Annotated in this window: 17 protein-coding genes; 8 read left to right on the top strand and 9 right to left on the bottom strand. The window is 62.4% G+C overall.

All coding sequences use genetic code 11. The features are described 5' to 3' along the window. The first annotated feature begins 10 nt into the window (after positions 1 to 10). Positions 11 to 631: a TetR/AcrR family transcriptional regulator gene (locus tag RYH70_RS06865; protein ID WP_022995546.1), complete on the top strand. Its 621-nt coding sequence runs from the start codon at positions 11 to 13 to the stop codon at positions 629 to 631. On the opposite strand, the gene RYH70_RS06860 is transcribed toward RYH70_RS06865, so the two are convergent. The 4 genes from RYH70_RS06860 to RYH70_RS06845 are packed head-to-tail and all read right to left on the bottom strand — an operon-like array spanning position 618 to position 3,227. After that, entirely contained in the window at positions 618 to 1,940 is a 1,323-nt protein-coding gene (locus tag RYH70_RS06860; protein ID WP_022995545.1) for a sensor histidine kinase, read from the bottom strand. The two genes, RYH70_RS06865 and RYH70_RS06860, sit on opposite strands and share 14 nt — an antisense overlap. Further along, positions 1,937 to 2,605, bottom strand: a complete 669-nt coding sequence (locus tag RYH70_RS06855; protein WP_022995544.1) for a response regulator transcription factor — start codon at positions 2,603 to 2,605, stop codon at positions 1,937 to 1,939. Before RYH70_RS06855 ends, RYH70_RS06860 begins: the two co-directional genes overlap by 4 nt. Beyond that, a complete protein-coding gene (locus RYH70_RS06850) occupies positions 2,605 to 2,913 on the bottom strand; it encodes a PepSY domain-containing protein (protein WP_022995543.1) in 309 nt (102 codons plus the stop codon). Before RYH70_RS06850 ends, RYH70_RS06855 begins: the two co-directional genes overlap by 1 nt. Further along, positions 2,913 to 3,227 carry a PepSY domain-containing protein gene (locus RYH70_RS06845; protein ID WP_026948997.1) on the bottom strand — a complete coding sequence of 105 codons (315 nt, stop codon included), beginning with the start codon at positions 3,225 to 3,227 and terminating at the stop codon, positions 2,913 to 2,915. The genes RYH70_RS06850 and RYH70_RS06845 overlap by 1 nt, the downstream gene beginning before the upstream one ends. A 205-nt stretch (positions 3,228 to 3,432) precedes the next feature. Here RYH70_RS06845 and RYH70_RS06840 point away from each other — a divergent pair, with 205 nt between their 5' ends. Further along, positions 3,433 to 4,293, top strand: a complete 861-nt coding sequence (locus RYH70_RS06840; protein ID WP_055100180.1) for an acyl-CoA thioesterase — start codon at positions 3,433 to 3,435, stop codon at positions 4,291 to 4,293. Between the two features lie 69 nt (positions 4,294 to 4,362). Here RYH70_RS06840 and RYH70_RS06835 read toward each other — a convergent pair whose 3' ends face one another. Beyond that, positions 4,363 to 5,649: an acetyl-CoA C-acetyltransferase gene (locus tag RYH70_RS06835; RefSeq protein WP_026948998.1), complete on the bottom strand. Its 1,287-nt coding sequence runs from the start codon at positions 5,647 to 5,649 to the stop codon at positions 4,363 to 4,365. Between the two features lie 221 nt (positions 5,650 to 5,870). Between RYH70_RS06835 and RYH70_RS06830 the strand changes: the two genes are divergently transcribed. After that, positions 5,871 to 7,289, top strand: a complete 1,419-nt coding sequence (locus RYH70_RS06830; protein WP_022995539.1) for a 3-oxoacyl-ACP reductase — start codon at positions 5,871 to 5,873, stop codon at positions 7,287 to 7,289. Positions 7,290 to 7,684: 395 nt separating this feature from the next. Continuing rightward, on the top strand, positions 7,685 to 8,248 hold the full coding sequence (locus tag RYH70_RS06825) for an FxsA family protein (RefSeq protein WP_022995538.1): 564 nt from the start codon (positions 7,685 to 7,687) through the stop codon (positions 8,246 to 8,248). On the opposite strand, the gene RYH70_RS06820 is transcribed toward RYH70_RS06825, so the two are convergent. The 4 genes from RYH70_RS06820 to RYH70_RS06805 form a co-directional block, all read right to left on the bottom strand. Further along, positions 8,245 to 9,177 carry an SdiA-regulated domain-containing protein gene (locus tag RYH70_RS06820; RefSeq protein ID WP_022995537.1) on the bottom strand — a complete coding sequence of 311 codons (933 nt, stop codon included), beginning with the start codon at positions 9,175 to 9,177 and terminating at the stop codon, positions 8,245 to 8,247. The two genes, RYH70_RS06825 and RYH70_RS06820, sit on opposite strands and share 4 nt — an antisense overlap. A 137-nt stretch (positions 9,178 to 9,314) precedes the next feature. Further along, on the bottom strand, positions 9,315 to 10,337 hold the full coding sequence (locus RYH70_RS06815; protein ID WP_022995536.1) for an AraC family transcriptional regulator: 1,023 nt from the start codon (positions 10,335 to 10,337) through the stop codon (positions 9,315 to 9,317). A gap of 74 nt (positions 10,338 to 10,411) precedes the next feature. Next, positions 10,412 to 11,533 carry a fatty acid desaturase family protein gene (locus RYH70_RS06810; RefSeq protein ID WP_031228394.1) on the bottom strand — a complete coding sequence of 374 codons (1,122 nt, stop codon included), beginning with the start codon at positions 11,531 to 11,533 and terminating at the stop codon, positions 10,412 to 10,414. Positions 11,534 to 11,559: 26 nt separating this feature from the next. Continuing rightward, a complete protein-coding gene (locus tag RYH70_RS06805) occupies positions 11,560 to 12,639 on the bottom strand; it encodes a ferredoxin reductase (protein WP_022995534.1) in 1,080 nt (359 codons plus the stop codon). 261 nt (positions 12,640 to 12,900) lie between these two features. Between RYH70_RS06805 and RYH70_RS06800 the strand changes: the two genes are divergently transcribed. The 4 genes from RYH70_RS06800 to selD all read left to right on the top strand — a co-directional run bounded on the left by RYH70_RS06800 (position 12,901) and on the right by selD (position 17,919). Next, entirely contained in the window at positions 12,901 to 13,554 is a 654-nt protein-coding gene (locus tag RYH70_RS06800; RefSeq protein ID WP_026949003.1) for a TetR family transcriptional regulator, read from the top strand. 91 nt (positions 13,555 to 13,645) lie between these two features. Beyond that, a complete protein-coding gene (locus RYH70_RS06795; RefSeq protein WP_284455289.1) occupies positions 13,646 to 14,533 on the top strand; it encodes a MaoC family dehydratase in 888 nt (295 codons plus the stop codon). Positions 14,534 to 14,629: 96 nt separating this feature from the next. Beyond that, on the top strand, positions 14,630 to 15,754 hold the full coding sequence (gene mnmH / locus RYH70_RS06790; protein ID WP_026949005.1) for a tRNA 2-selenouridine(34) synthase MnmH: 1,125 nt from the start codon (positions 14,630 to 14,632) through the stop codon (positions 15,752 to 15,754). Then, complete coding sequence (selD, locus tag RYH70_RS06785) at positions 15,754 to 17,919, top strand: selenide, water dikinase SelD (RefSeq protein ID WP_317009968.1); 2,166 nt, start codon at positions 15,754 to 15,756, stop codon at positions 17,917 to 17,919. Before mnmH ends, selD begins: the two co-directional genes overlap by 1 nt. Positions 17,920 to 17,964 lie beyond the last annotated feature (45 nt).

The raw sequence follows: 17,964 nt of genomic DNA, 5'->3' as shown, positions 1-17,964 counted from the left end.
GGGAGTCTCGATGAGCCAAACCGCCCGCTACCACCACGGCGACCTGCATGCCACGCTGCTGCGCGAAGCCGCCGTGCTGCTGCGCGAACAAGGCATAGAAGGATTGTCACTCAGGCGTCTGGCGGAGCGGGCCGGGGTTTCACGCACCGCGCCCTATCATCATTTCGCGGATAAGAACGCGCTGCTGTGCGCCCTGGCGGAACAAGGCTTCCGCAAGCTGGAAACACTGATGCAGGAGGAAGATCTGGAATCAGAACCGGCCCGGGGGCTGCGCCGCTTCGTCCACGCTTATTTGCGCTTCGCCAGCCAGGATCCGGAACAGTATGAATTGATGTTCGGCCGCACTCTGTGGAAAACCGGGCGCCCCACCGAATCGCTGACCCGGGTGGCCCACGGCTGTTTCCGCCGCTATATCGATCTGATGTACCGGCCGCCGCTGGCCTCCCGCCTGCCGCCGGGCATGGACCCGCTGCGCCTGGCCCAAGCCAGTTGGGCCACCCTGCACGGCCTGAGCCGGCTGCTGCTGGACGGCATCTACCTGGATCAGAATGACATGGAGGCGGTCAGCGATCAGGCGGTGGATCTGATGATCGCCGGCCTGCGCCTCGGCGAAGACGTCACCGGCGGGTAAGCGGCCAGCACACCCGCGCCATCAGACCACCAAGCGCTTCGCTGTGTCCCAGCGTCAATTCACCGCCGTAGGCCTCGGCGGTGTCACTGACGATGGCCAGCCCGAGGCCGTGGCCGGCCACGCGCTGATCGAGGCGCTCGCCTCTGCGGATCACCTGATCGCGGCGCGCCGGTTCGATGCCGGGGCCGTCGTCCTCGACACTCAGCCACAACGCCTCGGGCTCCCGCCACAAACGCACCGATACCCGGCCTCGAGCCCACTTGCAGGCGTTGTCCATCAGATTACCCAGCACTTCCAGCATGTCATCCCGCTCCACCGGCTGCGGCGGCAGCTCGGTGCCCATCAGTTCGATGCGGCGGCCATCCCCGTAAACCTGGATCATGGTGTCCCGTAGCGCCACCAGGTCCTGGTCCGGGTGAAACAAGGTTCCGGGGGTGGCGCCGGCGGCCACCCTGGCCCGGTTCAATGCCCGGCGCACGGTGTCCTCCACCTGGGCCAATTGCTCATCCAGCAAACGGTACAGATCCGGATGCTCACGCCGCAGGTCTTCGTCGCAGCGGTTACGCAACACCGCCAAAGGCGTTTTCAAAGCGTGTCCGAGATCGCCAATGGCGTGGCGGGAACGGCGCAACTGCTGGTCGGTGTGGCCCAGTAACCGGTTCACTTCCTGCACCAGCGGCCGCAATTCCGTGGGTACATCGCAATCCAGCTCGGTGCGTTCACCGTCACGCAGTTGCTCAATCTGGCGGCGAGCCTCGTTGAGCGGCCGCAGGCCACGGCGGATCAACCAAAGTTGCGCCGCCGCCAGGCCGGACAGGATCAATACCCATGCCAGCAGGCTCACCGAGCGGGTATTGCGGAAATTTTCCAACTGCGGGGTGTAATCCTGGGCCACTACGATAGCCACTTTATGGCCGTAAATTTCATAGTCACCACGATACCGCAACAACTGCTGGCCATCCGGGCCCGGCACCAGTTCATTGTCGAGACCACGGCTTTCGGTGTCCGCCATGCGCTGATCCCAAAGGGATCGCGAACGCCAGATGTGGTCATCAAAAGACACCATGAAATAGCGGCCGGAAAACGGCTGGCGATAGGCCGGATCCAGCATCGGCTGCTCCAGTTGCAGCCCGGACGGCCCTTGGGAAATCGCGGCCAGCACACTGACCGCTTCATCGCGCAAACTGGCGGTCATCACTTGCCGTTGGCGTTGGTCCAGCCACCACAGCGCGCCCTGCCCCACCAGAATGCCGGCCAGCAACAGGCTGACGAACAAACTGACGCCAAGGCGGCCGGCAATGGAGGTCACCGGGGCAATCCCGTGAAGACGTAGCCCTGCCCGCGCCGGGTCTGGATCACCGGCGCCCCCAGCTTGCGCCGTACGCGATTGATATGAACCTCCAGCACATTGCTGTCCCGTTCACTCTCACCATCATAGAGATGATCGGCCAATTGCATCCGCGACAGCAGTTTGCCGGCGTTCAGCATGAAATAACGCAGCAGCCGGAATTCGGCGCCGGTCAGCGCTATTTCCTTGCCTTCCAGCCAGGCGCTTTGCCGCTCCTCGTCCAGCTCCACGCCGCCCACGTTCAGACAGGCCTGGTTGGCGTTGCCATGGCTACGGCGCAGCACCGCCTGCACTCGCAGCAGCAACTCCTCGGGATGAAACGGCTTGGTCAGATAATCATCGGCGCCGGCACGCAGACCATCCACCCGCTCCGCCCAGCTGTCCCGGGCGGTGAGGATCAACACCGGCACCGTGACGCCTTCCTCGCGCCATTGTTTCAACACGTCCAGGCCCCCCATGCCGGGCAGCCCCAGATCCAGAATCACCAGGTCATACGGGTCGTCATGCACGCGCACCAAGGCATCACGGCCATCCGCCAGCCAGTCCACCGCGTAACCGTGATCACGCAACAACGGATTGAGCTGGTCGGCCAGGGCCACGTTGTCTTCCACCAATAGCAGGCGCATCAGTCGTCCACATCGTCCTTGAGAACGCTGCCGGTACGGGCGTCGAGCTCCAGCTCGCGTACCACACCATCCGGAGTCAGCAACTCGATTTCATAAATCAGATGACCGTCCTCGCGCTCCAATTCCGCCTCCAGCAATTGTCCGCCGGGGTACTGGCGCAGGGCTTCCGTCAGAATCTGTTCAAACGGCCGGATGCGGCCCTCCTGCCGCAGGCGCAAGGCTTCATCGTGCCCCACGTCCAGCGCCGGCAGCGAACCGCTCAAGACCAGCAGGGCGGCGGTTGCCGCCCCGCGGAGGGGTAAAGACATCAGTCGTCCCGTTCGTTACGAATCACTTCACCGTTGGCGGCGTTCAGTTCAACGTCCCACTGTACGTTGTCCTGATCACGCAGCTCCACTTTGTAGACATAGCCGCCAAACTCTTTTTCCAGCTCGGTTTCCTCGATTTTGGCGTTGGGATGCTGGTCCAGAGCCGCTTTATTCAACTCCTCGAAGGGCTTCACTTTGCCGTCCTGAACCAGTTTCATCGCCTGATCGGGCCCCACGTCGTCGGCGTAGGCGCCGGCGGTCAGGGTGGCGGTACCGAGAAACAGGGCGGTCAGAATCGCTTTCTTGGCTTGCATGGGTTATCTCCTTTGAGTCACTTCCGTTGGGGTACGAAAGTCACTTTATTCGTCACCGCTTAACCTTCCCTGAATGGAATCTTAACCCATTGTTAAGACCGTCAACCCCCTTTACCCTCTTGCAAAATCCGCCACATCCGGTCACTTTGAGCCTTTTCCGGCAGCCCCGCCGCTGTCCAGACCGTCAAAGAACAAGAGCGATTCCATGCATACCGATCTTTCCGATTTGCTGCAACTGCTTGACCTCACCGAACTGGAACCCGATCTCTACCAAGGCGAAGGCCGCAATATCGTTGGCCCCCGCATCTTCGGTGGCCAGGTGCTCGGCCAGGCACTGCGCGCGGCCTCCCACAGCGTACCCGGCCGCACCGCCCATTCCTTGCAGAGCTATTTTCTACGCCCCGGAGACGCACGGGATGCGATTATCTACCGGGTGGAACGGGTGCGCGACGGCCAGACCTTCTCCACCCGCCGGGTGGTCGCGGAACAACGCGGCCGGCCGATCTTCGACCTGTCCGCCTCCTTTACCCTGCCGGCGGAAGGCCCTTCACACCAATGCGATGCACCGGTCCCCGAAGGCCCGGACGGCCTGCTCACCGAACAGGAGCTGAATCGGCGCTATCTGGAGCATGAGGATATCTCGGAGAACTTCCGCAACGCCATGCTGAGAAGAAAGCCGCTGGAGATGCGGCCGGTGGTGAAACGCCATCCACTGCGCCCGGAACCGGCACCGCCCTTGCGCCAGGTGTGGATGCGCGCGCCGGAAACTCTGCCGGAGGATCCGGTGCTGCACCAGTGCATTCTCGCCTACGTCAGTGATCACAGCCTGATGGGTACGGCGATGCTGCCCCATGGCCTGAGCTTCCTCACCCGTGACCATCAGATGGCGAGCCTGGACCACGCCCTGTGGTTCCACCGCCCGGTGAATATCAATGACTGGCTGTTCTATCAGAGCGACAGTCCCATCGCCACCGATGGCCGCGGCTTCAATCGCGGTCAGATTTTCAATCAGCGGGGGGAACTGGTGGCCTCGGTGGCCCAGGAAGGGTTGATGCGGAAGATGTAACGCGCCTGTCGCGGTCCTTTCCTGTTATGGAGAGGCTCCTTATGGAGAGGACCGCGACGTCTTTCCTTATTACTTCTCGACGATCGCCACCACGCCCTGCCCACCGGCGGCGCAAATGGAGATCAGGCAACGGCCGGAGCCTTTCTGGTTCAGCAGCTTGGCGGCATTGGCCAGAATCCGCCCGCCGGTGGCGGCGAACGGGTGGCCGGCGGCCAGTGAAGAGCCCTTCACGTTGAGTTTGTTACGGTCGATGCTGCCCAGCGGCTTGTCCAACCCGAGCCGCTCCTTGCAGAAGGTTTCGTCTTCCCACGCTTTCAGAGTGCTCAGCACCTGGGAGGCGAAAGCCTCGTGGATTTCATAGAAATCGAAATCCTGCAGGGTCAGACCGGCGCGGGCCAGCATGCGCGGTACCGCGTAAGCCGGCGCCAGCAACAGCCCTTCTTTCTTGCCAACAAAATCCACAGCCGCCACTTCGCAGTGGGTGATGTACGCCTGCACCGGCAAACCGCGCTCCTCGGCCCACTGTTCGGAAGCCAGCAGCACCGCGGACGCTCCGTCGGTCAAGGGCGTGGAGTTGGCGGCGGTCATGGTGCCTTCCGGCCCGCCGAACACCGGCTTCAAGGTCGCCAGTTTTTCCAGGGTGGAATCGCCACGCATGTTATTGTCGCGCTCCAGGCCCTTGAACGGCGTGATCAGGTCTTCCTGCCAGCCTTCCTCATAGGATTTGGCCAGATTCTGGTGGGAGCGCCAGGCCAGCTCATCCTGATCCTCGCGGCTGATGCCCCATTCGGCGGCGGTGATCGCCTGATGCTCGCCCATGGACAGGCCGGTGCGCGGCTCGGCGTTCCGGGGAATGTCCGGCACGATCATCTTCGGGTTGAGCAGTTTCAGCGCCGCTTTGATTTTCTCGCCATTGGTCTTCGCCTTGTTGATGTTCATGAACACCTTGCGGGCGTCCTCGTTCACACCCAGCGGTGCGTCGGAGGTGGTGTCCACGCCACCGGCGATGGCGCTGTCGATTTGCCCCAGCGCAATTTTGTTGGCCACCAGAATGGCGGCTTCCAGGCCGGTGCCACAGGCCTGCTGCAGGTCATAGGCCGGGGTTTCCGGCGCCAGACGGGAGCCCAGCACGGACTCGCGCACCAGATTGAAATCCCGGGAGTGCTTCATCACCGCGCCGGCGGCCACTTCGCCAACCCGCTCGCCCTGCAGCTTGAAGCGATCGACCAGGCCGTTGAGGGCGGCGGTGAGCATGTCCTGGTTGCTTGCGCCGAAATACACCGTATTGGAACGGGCAAAGGGAATCCGGTTACCCCCCACCACGGCCACCTTGCGAACCGCGTCGCCTGCCAGCATAGTCAAATCCTCCACAATGGCGTTTCCGCCAAGATTAACAGATGAGCGCAGTCTATCGTTCCGTTGACGCGCCTCATTGGCTACGGCGCCCCTGGCGTTTCCCAGGCGGGTCAATCCGCGTGTCACGGACGGGTGATTCAATACGCAGCCAACAGTGACCCGTAAGCGTGTTCCGCACCGAGGGTCGACATTCCGTACATCGCACGGCGAAGGACAGGATCATGAACGATACCTATCAGACGATTGCCAACTCTTCCGTGGGCAAGGCCCTTTTCAACGCCATCAATCTGCCGATCCCGGTGATCCTGGAGCGCTGGCAGCCAGGCCAGGCGTCGTTCATCGATGGCCGCGTGCTGGTGGGTGCCGCCGAGGGCGGCAGTGCCATGGATACCATCCTGGCCACCCTGAAAGCCGCTCCCGGCGCGCAACTGGCGGTACTGGCCAACAACGGCAACGCCAGCGAGCTGCAAAAGCAGGCGGCCGCCGCCGGTGTCAACGCCGACAATTACACCGCCACCCGTGAAGACGATACCCGCTTCAAAGGGCTGGTGTTCGACGCCACCGGCATCGAGAATCCGGATCAGTTGAAAGCACTGTGGGCCTTTTTCCACCCGGTTATCAAGAAGCTGGACAAATGCGCCCGGGTGCTGGTGATCGGCCGCACCCCGGAAACGCTGAGCGGTGCCGCCCGGGTCGCCCAACGGGGCCTGGAAGGCTTTACCCGTTCGGTCGGCAAGGAAATCAAACGCGGCGCCACGGTTCAGTTGATTTACGCCGAAGCCGGCGCCGAGAGCCAGCTCGCCGCGCCGCTGCAGTTCTTCCTGTCGCCGAAATCCGCCTATGTTTCCGGTCAGGTGGTGCGCGTCCGCCAGGCCGGCTTCGATGCCGAGGGCTTTGACTGGCAACGCCCGCTGGCCGGTAAAAAAGCCCTGGTCACCGGCGGCTCCCGGGGCATCGGCGCCGCCATCGCCCGGGTCCTGGCCCGCGACGGCGCCGAGGTGATCGTGCTGGATATTCCGCCCATGGCGGAGGACCTGAACAAAGTGGCCGGCGAAATCGGCGGCCATACCCTGGAACTGGACATTACCAGCGATGAAGCACCGGGGATTATCGCCCGGACCGCCAAGGAGCACGGCGGGCTGGATATCCTGGTGCACAACGCCGGGGTCACCCGCGACAAGATGCTCGGCAATATGCCGGAAAACCTCTGGGACATGGTGCTGAATATCAATATCGCCAGCCAGTTGCGCATCAATGAACAATTACTGGCGGACGGCGCCATGGGCGAAGGCGGCCGCATCGTCTCGATCAGCTCCATCGCCGGCATCGCCGGCAACACCGGCCAGACCAACTACGGCTGCTCCAAGGCCGCGGTGATCGGCATGGTGGACGCTTATCGCGAGGAATACGCGAACCAGGGCATCACCATCAACGCGGTGGCACCGGGTTTCATCGAAACGCAGATGACCGCGGCGATCCCGTTCACCATCCGCGAGGCCGGGCGGCGCATGAACGCCATGAATCAGGGCGGCCAGCCGGTGGATGTGGCGGAAACCATCGCCTTCTTCGCCAGCCCCGCCGCCCAGGGCCTGACCGGCAATGTGGTCCGCGTGTGCGGGCAAATGATGCTCGGCGCCTGATCCAATACCGGACCGGGGGCTTCCCCGGTCCCTCCTCTTTTTACCTGCCTTGGAGAGATACATTCGGAGGCCGCTGTAGGAGCGCAATCTGTGGGAGCCAGCCTGCTGGCGAATACGGCATCTGGTATTGGGATATTCGCTTGCAGGCAAGCTCCCACAGCGGCTTCGTGACCCCTTCTGTGCCAGCGGTCAATGTTGCTGGACAAGAGAACGCCTCGGCAGCGGTCGGAATGATTCCTGAGCCTGCCGTTTACCTCGAAGCGGAGCCGCGTTATGCCTTTGCGGGGTTGAATTTCCCGTCCTTACCGCCATCTCTTGGGACAGGTCGTCGTAGGCAAGGTTAAACCGTGCCGCGACACGTCTCCCGGCTGCGACGCCGTCACCAAGAGGTCCCCATGACGTTTGGCCGCCTGTTTTTCGTGATTTTCGCCTTCGCCTTGCTGGAGGTATTGGTCCTGGCCGCGGTGGCCGACGTGATCGGCTGGCCGGTCACCATCATTCTGACGCTGGCCACCGCCATCATTGGCTCCTGGTTGTTCCGCAGCCAGGGTCTGCAAACCTGGACGCGCCTGAATCAGCGCATGCAATCCGGCGAGATGCCCGGCCAGGAGCTGGTGGAAGGTCTGCTACTGTTGATCGGCGGCGCTTTGCTGATCACCCCCGGTTTTGTCAGTGACATTGTCGGTTTTCTCATGCTGCTGCCGTTCAGCCGCCACCGGCTCGCCGCCATTCTGGTACGTCGGGGCACCCTGCAAACCTTCAGTGGCCGGCAGGGCTCGGCGTTTTTCTATCAGAGCGGGTCCTTCAATGGCGGCCCGTTCGGCCCCGGAGGAGGCCCGTTCGGTGGCGGCCGCCCTAATCAGGGCAGCAGTCAGGGCAACGGCGTGGTCATCGATGGCGAGGCCCGGGAAGAACCACAAACCCCCGATCAGTTGGAACGGGACCAGGACCGGCGTTAAGAGCCGGTCTTCTTTAACCGGTAGAAAAGATTTGGCTCGCTGACCAGGTAAAGATCCCCCTGATCATCCATGGTCACCCCTTCCAGTTGCGGCGCGTCCCGTTGCATATCCTCATTGGCACGCAAAAAGGCCCGGAAACTGACGTAGCGCCCCTCCCGGTCCAGTTCCACCAGGGAATGGGAGCGGTCGCTCAGTAACAGCAGGTGACCGGTGGCGCCGTGGTAAAACACATCCGAGAGATCCCGGTTGAACACCAGCCCTTCAATCCAGCTGGTCAGATCACGAATGTGCAAGGACAGGCCTTGCTCCAGACTGGCGCCGAATCCCTCGATGGCGTAGAGCTTCTGCGGGCGGCTTTCCTTCACCACGAACAGCCGATCCCCTTCGGCATCATAGGAAATGCCTTCAAACCCCTTGTTGCCATCTTCTTCCATACCGAGGGACAACGACTGGATTCGCTGCTGGTCCACCGCCGCGCCGGGCTCCGGCATGGCAAACACGCTGAAACGCTGGCGACGTTCATCCACCACCACCACGCGGCCGTCACCCAGTGAAGCGACCCCCTCGATATCACCAAACCCTTCCAACTGATGGCGGTCCAGCACCTCACCCTGTCGATCCAACTCCAGCATCACCGGTGGATCATTGGTCACCGCCAGCAACCGGTCCCGCTCACGGTCATAGCTGATCGCGGAGAGATTGCGACTCACACCGGCAACGGCCTTGCCTTCGATAACTACGCGATATCCTTCCAGCCGCAATCCCTGCCGCGGCCCCTCGATCCGTTCCTTCAGATGGAAAAACAGAGGTTCATACCAATGCTGCCAATACGCCACGCCAGCCATTAGCGCCATCACCAGCGCGCCACCGAGCCACCAGCGCGCCTTTGTGGCGTGCCAGGAACGACGATTAAAGGAAAGTTTCCCCATAAAACACCGCTATCCTACTCATGCCGGAGTGCAAAACCGCGCTCCCGTCAGGACAGGCTTAGAGAGGTGTTTCCGGGGATGGTTCCAGAGCGACGGCGCCTTAGAGTCTGTTCACGATCTTTACGCCACCGCCCGCGTCAACCGCGAGCGGCGGCGTCCTCTTCGGCTTTCATCTTGCGGTATTCAATGGGCGTCATGCCCACCCAGCGCTTGAAGGCCCGATAAAAAGTGGAAGGCTCCGAGAATCCCGTCAAATAGACGATCTCGTCGATGGACTCGTCGGTACCGGCCAGCAATCGCTTGGCCAGTTTGCAGCGATAATCCGCCACCAGCTGGTTGAAGTTGGTGCCGGCATCCGCCAGGCGGGTGCGCAGTTGACGCGCCTTGATGCCAAGACGTTCCGCCACTTCTTCCAGATTGGCATGTCCGGATTCCAGCAGCTCGGCGATGAGGCGATTCACCTGAGCCACCAGGTCCTGCTTTTCCAGCCTCGCCACCTGTTCACTGGCAAGCTGCTCGTGCAGGCGCAGTAATTCCGGCTCGTGATGAGCCGACGGAAGGGCCATCAGGCGCGCATCGAAGTACACACCAACCGAGTTCATCTCGAACTTCACCGGACAACCGAAGGCCCGTTCGTACTCACTCGGATCGGCGTGGCGCTCATGGGCAAAGTGAATTTCCAGCGGCTCGAAGGCGCCATCGGTGACGAAACGGAAGAATTTGATCACCCCCACCATCACGCATTCATTGAGATGGGCCAGGCGGCGGCCCCAGAACGGCTGGCGCAGGAAGGCACGGTCTCCCTCCTCTTCCATCAGCTCCGCCCGGGCGGCATCGGACAGCAAACGCTGATAGTTCAGCGCCCGCCGCAAGCCTTCCCCGAATGAGGGGCTGGAGAGAAACAGGTATTCCAGGACCTGGCCTTTATAGACCGGCATATGTTGGCCCAGGTGCAGACCGATGTGCGGGTCCTTGGAGACCTTTTCCGCGGCCTGCCAGAACCATTCCTGGGCATCATGCGGCGTACGCAGGTCAGGCACCTGGAGAATGGCGCGGTCCACGCCTACTTCAGCAAGAACCGCGTCTGCATCAATGCCTGCGTTGACCATGGCCCGGTAGGCCATGCGCAACAACACGCCGGAGTCGGTAAGCTCTGCCATCCTTTCGCGACTTCCCCGAATTTTTTGGTATCAACGAGCGAGAGTAGCACATGCCCGGGGAGGCCGGAACAGCATCAGCTCACCGCCGCTGCTCCACGGCGGGAAGGCAGCGCCAAACGGTGGATGCGCCGCATCACCGAGCCGAACTGACGGCGCAAACTGCCGGAGTTGTAGTGCAAACCGTACCGCTCGGCGATCTCGCGGACCTTGGGAGCCACCTGCTGGTACCGGTTGGACGGCATATCCGGGAACAGATGATGCTCAATCTGATGGCTGAGGTTGCCGCTGAGTATATGAAACAACCGACCGCCCTCCAGATTGGACGAGCCTAACAGCTGGCGCAGATACCATTGCCCGCGGCTTTCGTCTTCCACCTCTTCCTCGGTGAACATCTCCGCGCGCTCGGTGAAGTGGCCGCAGAAAATAATCAGGTAGGACCACAGATTGCGCAGGATGTTGGCGGTGAAGTTACCGGACAGCACGAACAGGAAAAACGGCCCCGCCAGCAACGGGAACAGCACGTAATCCTTGAGCACCTGACGGCGTACCTTCTTGAGGATCAGTTTCCGCTCCTTACGGTATTGTTCGCGGCTTTTGTCGCCACGGATCACCCGTTCGATTTCCAGATCGTGGAACGCCACCCCCCACTCGAACAGCAGCGCCAGCACCCAGTTATAGATGGGCTGGAACAGATAAGCCGGGTTCCAGCTCTGGTGCTCGGACATACGCATGATGCCATAGCCGACGTCACGGTCCTTGCCCACCACATTGGTGTAGGTGTGATGCATATAATTGTGGGAATGTTTCCATTGCTCGGCCGGGCAGGTGTTATCCCAGTCGTAGTGAGCGGAATCCAGATTCGGATCGCCCAGCCAGTCCCACTGGCCATGCATCACGTTGTGGCCAATCTCCATGTTCTCCAGAATCTTGGAGAGCGCCAACAGACCGGTTCCCGCCAACCATGCCGGCGGCAGAAAGCCGAGGAACAGCAGTCCCCGGCCGGCTACTTCACAGCCTTTCTGGAAGCGCACCACACGGCGGATATAGCGGGCGTCGGCTTCGCCACGGTCCGCCATCACCTGCTGGCGCAGAGCTTCGATTTCCTCGCCGAAAGCATCTACCTGGGAACGGGTCAGGCTGACACCGTCACGTTGAAAGACGATTGGGTCGTGCTCTTGTTGCATTGCGTATCCCATTATTCAACTCCTTGTGTTTGTGTCGCTTACAACGCCACTTCCACGTCGCCTTCGGCGGCATGGATACAAAGTCTTACCAGTTGGTTGTCCACCGTCCGGCTCTCGCCGGTCTGCAGGTCGCGAACTGAACCGCGTACCGGGCAGCGGCAGGTATGACAAATGCCCATACGGCAACCATGGGCCGGATTCAGCCCGCTGCGCTCGGCGGCCTCCAGCAGGCTTTCACCGCCACCGGCCTCGGTGGTTAGATCACTGCCGGAAAAGCGGATCTGGCCGCCGTTGCCGGCATTCTTGGTCAGCGGCTGGAACCGTTCATGCAACAACGGCGCACGGCCTTCGGCGCGGTGCCATTCACTGACCGCGTCGAGGAAGCCGGCCGGCCCGCAGGCGTAGACCTGACGGTCGGCGGCGTCCGGCACCAGAGCGGCCAGCAACGCGGCGTCAAAGCGGCCCTGTTCATCACCGGGCAGCGGGGCCTGATGCCCCAACACCACACGGGCGTTCAATTGGGAATGGCGTCCCAGTTCCCGCAAGGACTCCAACAAAATCACATCCTCATAACGGCGATCGAAATGCAGCCATTCCACCTGACCGTCAAAGGAGGTGTTTTCCAGGTATCTTGCTATACTGTGAACGGGTGTAATGCCAGAACCGGCGGTCAGGAACAGCAACCGGTCCGGAATTCGGGCCGGCAACAGGAACTCACCGGCGGGCTCGCTGAGCGTCACCACGTCACCCGGGCGGGCGCGCTCAAGCAGATGCTCGGTCACACCGCCGGCCCGGTGACACTTGACGGTGACGGTCAAGGTCCCCGATTGCGGGGCGCTGGACAGGGAAAAGCAGCGCCATTGCCGCGCACCGTTCACGTCGATGCCGAGCATTACATGCTGGCCGGCCTGAAATCCGGGCCACAGACGGTTCGGCCGCAACGTCAGGGAAACCGCCCGGCCGGTTTCCCGGTGAACACCGGTGACGCGGGCGCGGATCTCCCGGGCCGAGGCCACCGGGTTGATCAGCGCCAGGTAGTCTTCCGGCTGAAACGGGCTGGTCAGGGCCTGGCCGAGGCGGCCAAACCAGCCCCGACGAGGCTCGATGATGGTCTGCATACGGCATTTCCTATCAATTTTGTGAACAGTTGTACACTTTTTACAGGGAGCCGATTTTATAGTCAACACCTGTTCACAAAAATAATTGTGAACGGAGTTGTCAAGCGCTTTGCTATATCCCGAGGCGGAAATTGAATACCATTGCCGCCGGAGCCCGGGACAAAGCGCAACGACAATACCCAGGCCGCATCACTGCTTCTTGCTTGATTGGTTAGATTTGATTCGTTGGTTAAAACAACAATTCGGGAGACTGTCTGACACATGACCAGAGAAACCGCCCCCCGGGGAAGGAAAGCCAGAAAGGGACGGACTCGCCAGGCGCTGATGGACGCGGCCTTGGATCTGGTGGCGAAAAAGGCCCCCTTTTCTTCCCTCAGCCTCAGGGAAGTGACCAAGAAAGCCGGTGTTGTACCCACCGCGTTTTATCGTCATTTCACCGACATGAGCGCGCTTGGCCTGACCCTGCTGGATGAGTCGTTCCGTACTCTGCGGCAGATGATGCGTGAGGTCCGCCAACATCAACTGCCCAATGAGCAGATGATCCGCGGATCCATGGAGACCTACTTCAATTATGTGCGCAACAATCGCACTTATTTTCTTTTTGTCTCCAAGGAGCTGTACGGGGGCTCCGCCACCATGCGGCAGGCAATCCGGCGGGAAATCCGGCTGTTCGTCAGCGAACTGGCCATGGACATGGCGCGCTTCCCTTTCCTTATCAATGTCAGTTCCCAGGATCTGCAGATGATGGCCACACTGGTGGTCAATAGCGTGGTGGCACTGACGCAGGAAATGTTGGAATTGAGCGAGGACGATGAAGCCGGCCAGAACGAAATGCTGATCATGGCGGAGAAACAAGTCCGTCTGATTTATTTCGGCGTGGCCCAATGGCGTTCCGAACCCGACAGGATTGCCTGAGCCGTCGGCGATACGGCCAATCAGCCTCTCCGGCGCTCTGCCTATACTGCCACGACATTGCGCTAAATGTTCGTGGGAGAAGGGTGTCCTTATGAGTGAGGTTCGATTCAAGGAGCTGCGTCACGCGCCGCCCATGGCGGTGAATTTCGCCAAAGCCGTACTGCGTGCACGGGTGCGCCCGGGCAACGCTCCGGTACTGCCCGACGAGGGGCTGCGGCTCAACGATGTTGCTCAGAAATCTCGCCATTTGGCGGCCTACCGCCAGGTATGCGGTTTCAGCGCCGACGGTCATCTGCCCATCACCTACCCGCACATGCACGCGTTTCCGCTGCACATGGCACTGATCCTGGGTGACGGGTTCCCGTTCCCTGCCATGGGGCTGGTTCACGTGCGCAACCGCATCACCCAGTTCCGCCCGATCGGAGAACGGGAACAGCTCAATATCAAGTGCTATACCGGCAATCTGACCCAGGTGGAAAAAGGCTATGAGTTCTCCATCTTCACCGTGGTCAGCACCGCCGGTGAGCGAGTCTGGCAGAGTGAATCGGTGAATTTCCATCGCGGCGGCGGCCACGGTGAGAAAAAGGCCCCGGATGCGCAAAGAGAGGCGCGAACCACTGCCCCTGCTCCGGATCTGGTCGAGGAATGGGAGGTCCCCGGCGACACCGGACGGCGCTACGCCAGCGTCTCCGGCGACCGCAATCCGATTCACCTGTATCCACTGACCGCCAAGGCCTTCGGCTTCAAGCGCCAGATCGCCCATGGCATGTGGTCCAAGGCACGCTGTCTGGCGGCTTTGCAGCCAGAACTGCCGGAGCAGGCTTTCACCGTGGATGTGCGCTTCAAGCTGCCCATGTTCATCCCCGCCAAGGTCAAGTTTGCCCGTACCCGGCAGAATGACGGACTCGATTTCCAGTTGCTGGCCGCCGACGGCGTCAAGCCCCACTTGAGCGGCGAGGTGCGTCCGGTCAGCGAATGACCGGCGCGCCCTGCCTGCCCAACCTCGGCCCGCCCAAATCCCTATCTGTTCAAACCTATCTGCTAAATTAAAAATGGGCGGTGTACACTGCCGCCCATGACCCGTGACGACACCAACGACTACGCAGCGCTGTTCCTGAACGACACGCCGCTCCTGGATGTCCGCGCCCCGGTGGAATTCGCCCGGGGCGCGTTTCCCCATGCCACCAACCTTCCTCTGATCGACGACCAGGAACGTCATCTGATCGGCCTGCGTTATAAGCAGCAAGGGCAACAGGCGGCCATTGATCTCGGCAATGAGCTGGTCCGTGGCGAGGTCAAGGAGCGCCGTCTGCGCGCCTGGCACGATTGGTGGCGGGCGCACCCCAACGGCTATCTCTATTGTTTTCGTGGCGGCTTGCGCAGCCGCACCACCCAGAACTGGCTGCGTCAGGCCGGTATCGACGCGCCCTTGGTAACCGGTGGCTATAAAGCCCTGCGGCGTTTTCTGTTGGAACACCTGGAACAGCATGTGCTCCAAGGGCCGCTATGGGTGCTCACCGGCCGCACCGGTTGCGGCAAGACCCGCGTCCTGCATCAACTGCACCGGGCGGTGGATCTGGAGGGGCTCGCCCACCATCGCGGCTCCGCCTTCGGCCGCCGGCCCGGCGGGCAGCCGGCGCAGATCGACTTTGAAAACGCCCTGGCCATCCGCTTGCTGAAACTCGGCGACCAGGCGCCGGTGCTGGTGGAGGACGAAGGACGCCTGATCGGCCGGTGCGCGTTGCCACTGTGCTTGAACCAGCGGCTGCGAAGCATGCCGCGCATCGACATCGAAGAGCCGCTGGAAAGCCGGGTGGACGTGATCCTGGAAGACTATGTCCTCACACCGCTGCGGGAATTTCTCGACGGCCACGACGAGGAGCAGGCCCACGGCCTGTTCGCCGAGCATTTGCTCGGCGCGCTGGACCGCATTCGCAAGCGCCTCGGCGGCGCCCGTCATCAGACCCTGCGCGAAATCATGATCCGGGCACTGGAACAACAGCGCCGGGGCGATGGCGGCGATGAGCACCGCCACTGGATCCGAGCCCTGCTAAGCGACTACTACGACCCGATGTATGACTATATGCTCCGCCATCGCCAGGGGCCGGTGTATTTTCGCGGCAACCGCGACCATGTCATCGCCACGCTGCAGGAATGGGAACGCGAAGAGCAGGCACGGCCGGAGGGCCGCTCACGGTGATGACGGCGGTCGCGCATCACGACCTGGTGCTGGTGGGAGGCGGGCACAGCCACGCGCTGGTACTGCGCCGTCTGAGCATGCGGCCGGTGCCGGGGCTGCGCCTCACACTGATTTCCCCCGACAGCCTCACCGCCTACTCCGGTATGCTGCCAGGTATGCTGGCGGGCCATTACCAACGGCATGAAACCCACATTGATCTGAGCCGGCTGAGCCGGGCCGCCGATGCCCGCTGGCTGCCGCAACGCGTGCTTGAGCTGGATCCCGTCCAGCGCCGCTTGCTACTGGATAACGGTGACCAGGTGGAATACGACACACTCAGTCTGGATGTCGGCGCCACCCCGGATCTGGATAGCGTACCCGGGGCCCGCGCCCACGCGGTGCCGGTAAAACCGGTAGCGACTTTCGAGCAGCGCTGGCGCCATCTATTGGCCGACCCCACCGCGGCTCGCCGGGTCGCGGTGGTGGGCGCCGGAGCCGGCGGCACCGAGCTGGCCGCCGCCCTGGCCCAGCGGCTTGGCGCCACCACCGAAATACAATTGATCAGCGCCAGCGAGCTGCTGCCTGGCTACCCGGACCGGGCGCGCTCGCTGATACGAAAGCGGCTGCTGACCGCCGGCGTCCGCATCGTGGAACAAGCGCCGGTGCAACGGGTCAGCGAAGGGCAGCTCCATTACAACGGCCAGCCCCAGGCGGTGGATCTGGTGTTCTGGTGCACCGGCGCCCGGGCGCCGGCCTGGCTCGCCGCCAGCGGCCTGCCCTGCGATGAACGCGGTTTCCTGCGTGTGGACAGCACCCTGACCAGCCTGGGCAGCCCGCACGTTCACGCCGCCGGTGACTGCGCTTCGTTCCCTTCGCCTTTGCCCAAGGCGGGGGTCTACGCGGTGCGTCAGGCACCGGTGCTGGCCGATAATTTACTCGCCGCCACCCGGGGAGGACGCAAACGGCCCTACCGCCCGCAACGGCACTTCCTGTCACTGCTGTCCGCCGGGGCGGGTGATGCGGTGGCCTCCAGACCGCCCTGGCCGGCGCTGGCGGGGCCCTGGATCTGGCGCTGGAAGGATTGCATCGACCGCGCTTTCATGAAGCGCTTTGAGAATCTGCCTGCGCCAATGCCCGCCGCGCCCGCCGACAGCGACGCAATGCACTGCGCCGGCTGTGGTGCCAAGGTTGGCGCCGCCACCCTGAATCACGCTCTCGCTGATCTTCAGACCAGGGTCCGCGATGATATCGAAGCTGGTGTGGCCCAGGGCGATGACGCGGCGGTGATCCGCTGGTCCGGGCAACACCGGCTGGTGCAAAGCGTGGACTATTTCCCCGCCTTCATGGATGAGCCCTACCTGTTTGGCCGGGTGGCCGCCCTGCACAGTCTCAGTGACATCTACGCCATGAACGCCGATCCCCATTCAGCGCTGGCTACTCTGTGCCTGCCCCGCCACCACCCGCGTCTGCAAGGCCGGGACCTGCGGCGCCTGCTGGCCGGAGCGGTGGAAGAGCTGAACCGGGCAAGCTGCACGCTGGTGGGAGGACACACCATCGAAGGGCCGGAAATGGCCGCCGGCTTCACCATCAACGGCGCTCTGACCGCAGCGGCCTGGAGCAAGGAGGGTGCCCGGCCGGGGCAGGTTCTGATTGTTACCAAACCACTTGGCATTGGCATTCAACTGGCGGCCTGGATGCGCAACGTCCATCGGGGGCCGGATCTGGACGCTACCCTGGCAACCCTGTTGCAAAGCAACGGCCCGGCCCGTGCCGCGCTGTCCACCCTGCCGCCAAGCGCCTGCACCGATATTACCGGCTTCGGGCTGCTCGGACATCTGTTGGAACTGTGCCAACACAGTCAGGTGAGTGCCCGCATTGATCTGAATACCTTGCCCATACTGCCCGGTACCCTGGCGCACATACGCCGAGGCATTCACAGCACCTTGCGGGACAGCAACGATCAGGTGCTGGGTCATTGCGAGATTGCCCCCGCCCTGCTCGGCCGGCCGGAACTGGTCGCCGCCACCGACCCGCAAACCAGTGGAGGCCTGCTGTTGGCGGTGACCAGGGAGCGCCTCGAAGCCACCCTGGCAGCCCTGCGCGGGGCCGGCGCCGATGCCACCGTGATTGGTGAAACCGTTGTAAAAAATCACAAAGCCGCCGCCACTATCACGCTGCATGAATAGTGTCTCGTGCTACTCTCGATGCATCATTCAAACAGGGAGCGACAG

Source organism: Alloalcanivorax xenomutans (assembly GCF_032810065.1).
Taxonomy (GTDB): Bacteria; Pseudomonadota; Gammaproteobacteria; order Pseudomonadales; family Alcanivoracaceae; genus Alloalcanivorax; species Alloalcanivorax xenomutans.
Note: the sequence above shows the minus strand (reverse complement) of the source record. Positions and strands in the feature narration are given on the sequence as shown.

What these genes read in the sequence shown, in the direction of transcription:
- RYH70_RS06865 (WP_022995546.1), top strand. Translation starts at nt 11, where the DNA reads ATGAGCCAAACCGCCCGCTACCACCACGGCGACCTGCATGCCACGCTG.
- RYH70_RS06855 (WP_022995544.1), bottom strand. Translation starts at nt 2,605, where the DNA reads ATGCGCCTGCTATTGGTGGAAGACAACGTGGCCCTGGCCGACCAGCTC.
- RYH70_RS06850 (WP_022995543.1), bottom strand. Translation starts at nt 2,913, where the DNA reads ATGTCTTTACCCCTCCGCGGGGCGGCAACCGCCGCCCTGCTGGTCTTG.
- RYH70_RS06845 (WP_026948997.1), bottom strand. Translation starts at nt 3,227, where the DNA reads ATGCAAGCCAAGAAAGCGATTCTGACCGCCCTGTTTCTCGGTACCGCC.
- RYH70_RS06840 (WP_055100180.1), top strand. Translation starts at nt 3,433, where the DNA reads ATGCATACCGATCTTTCCGATTTGCTGCAACTGCTTGACCTCACCGAA.
- RYH70_RS06835 (WP_026948998.1), bottom strand. Translation starts at nt 5,649, where the DNA reads ATGCTGGCAGGCGACGCGGTTCGCAAGGTGGCCGTGGTGGGGGGTAAC.
- RYH70_RS06830 (WP_022995539.1), top strand. Translation starts at nt 5,871, where the DNA reads ATGAACGATACCTATCAGACGATTGCCAACTCTTCCGTGGGCAAGGCC.
- RYH70_RS06825 (WP_022995538.1), top strand. Translation starts at nt 7,685, where the DNA reads ATGACGTTTGGCCGCCTGTTTTTCGTGATTTTCGCCTTCGCCTTGCTG.
- RYH70_RS06820 (WP_022995537.1), bottom strand. Translation starts at nt 9,177, where the DNA reads ATGGGGAAACTTTCCTTTAATCGTCGTTCCTGGCACGCCACAAAGGCG.
- RYH70_RS06815 (WP_022995536.1), bottom strand. Translation starts at nt 10,337, where the DNA reads ATGGCAGAGCTTACCGACTCCGGCGTGTTGTTGCGCATGGCCTACCGG.
- RYH70_RS06810 (WP_031228394.1), bottom strand. Translation starts at nt 11,533, where the DNA reads ATGGGATACGCAATGCAACAAGAGCACGACCCAATCGTCTTTCAACGT.
- RYH70_RS06805 (WP_022995534.1), bottom strand. Translation starts at nt 12,639, where the DNA reads ATGCAGACCATCATCGAGCCTCGTCGGGGCTGGTTTGGCCGCCTCGGC.
- RYH70_RS06800 (WP_026949003.1), top strand. Translation starts at nt 12,901, where the DNA reads ATGACCAGAGAAACCGCCCCCCGGGGAAGGAAAGCCAGAAAGGGACGG.
- RYH70_RS06795 (WP_284455289.1), top strand. Translation starts at nt 13,646, where the DNA reads ATGAGTGAGGTTCGATTCAAGGAGCTGCGTCACGCGCCGCCCATGGCG.
- mnmH (WP_026949005.1), top strand. Translation starts at nt 14,630, where the DNA reads ATGACCCGTGACGACACCAACGACTACGCAGCGCTGTTCCTGAACGAC.
- selD (WP_317009968.1), top strand. Translation starts at nt 15,754, where the DNA reads ATGACGGCGGTCGCGCATCACGACCTGGTGCTGGTGGGAGGCGGGCAC.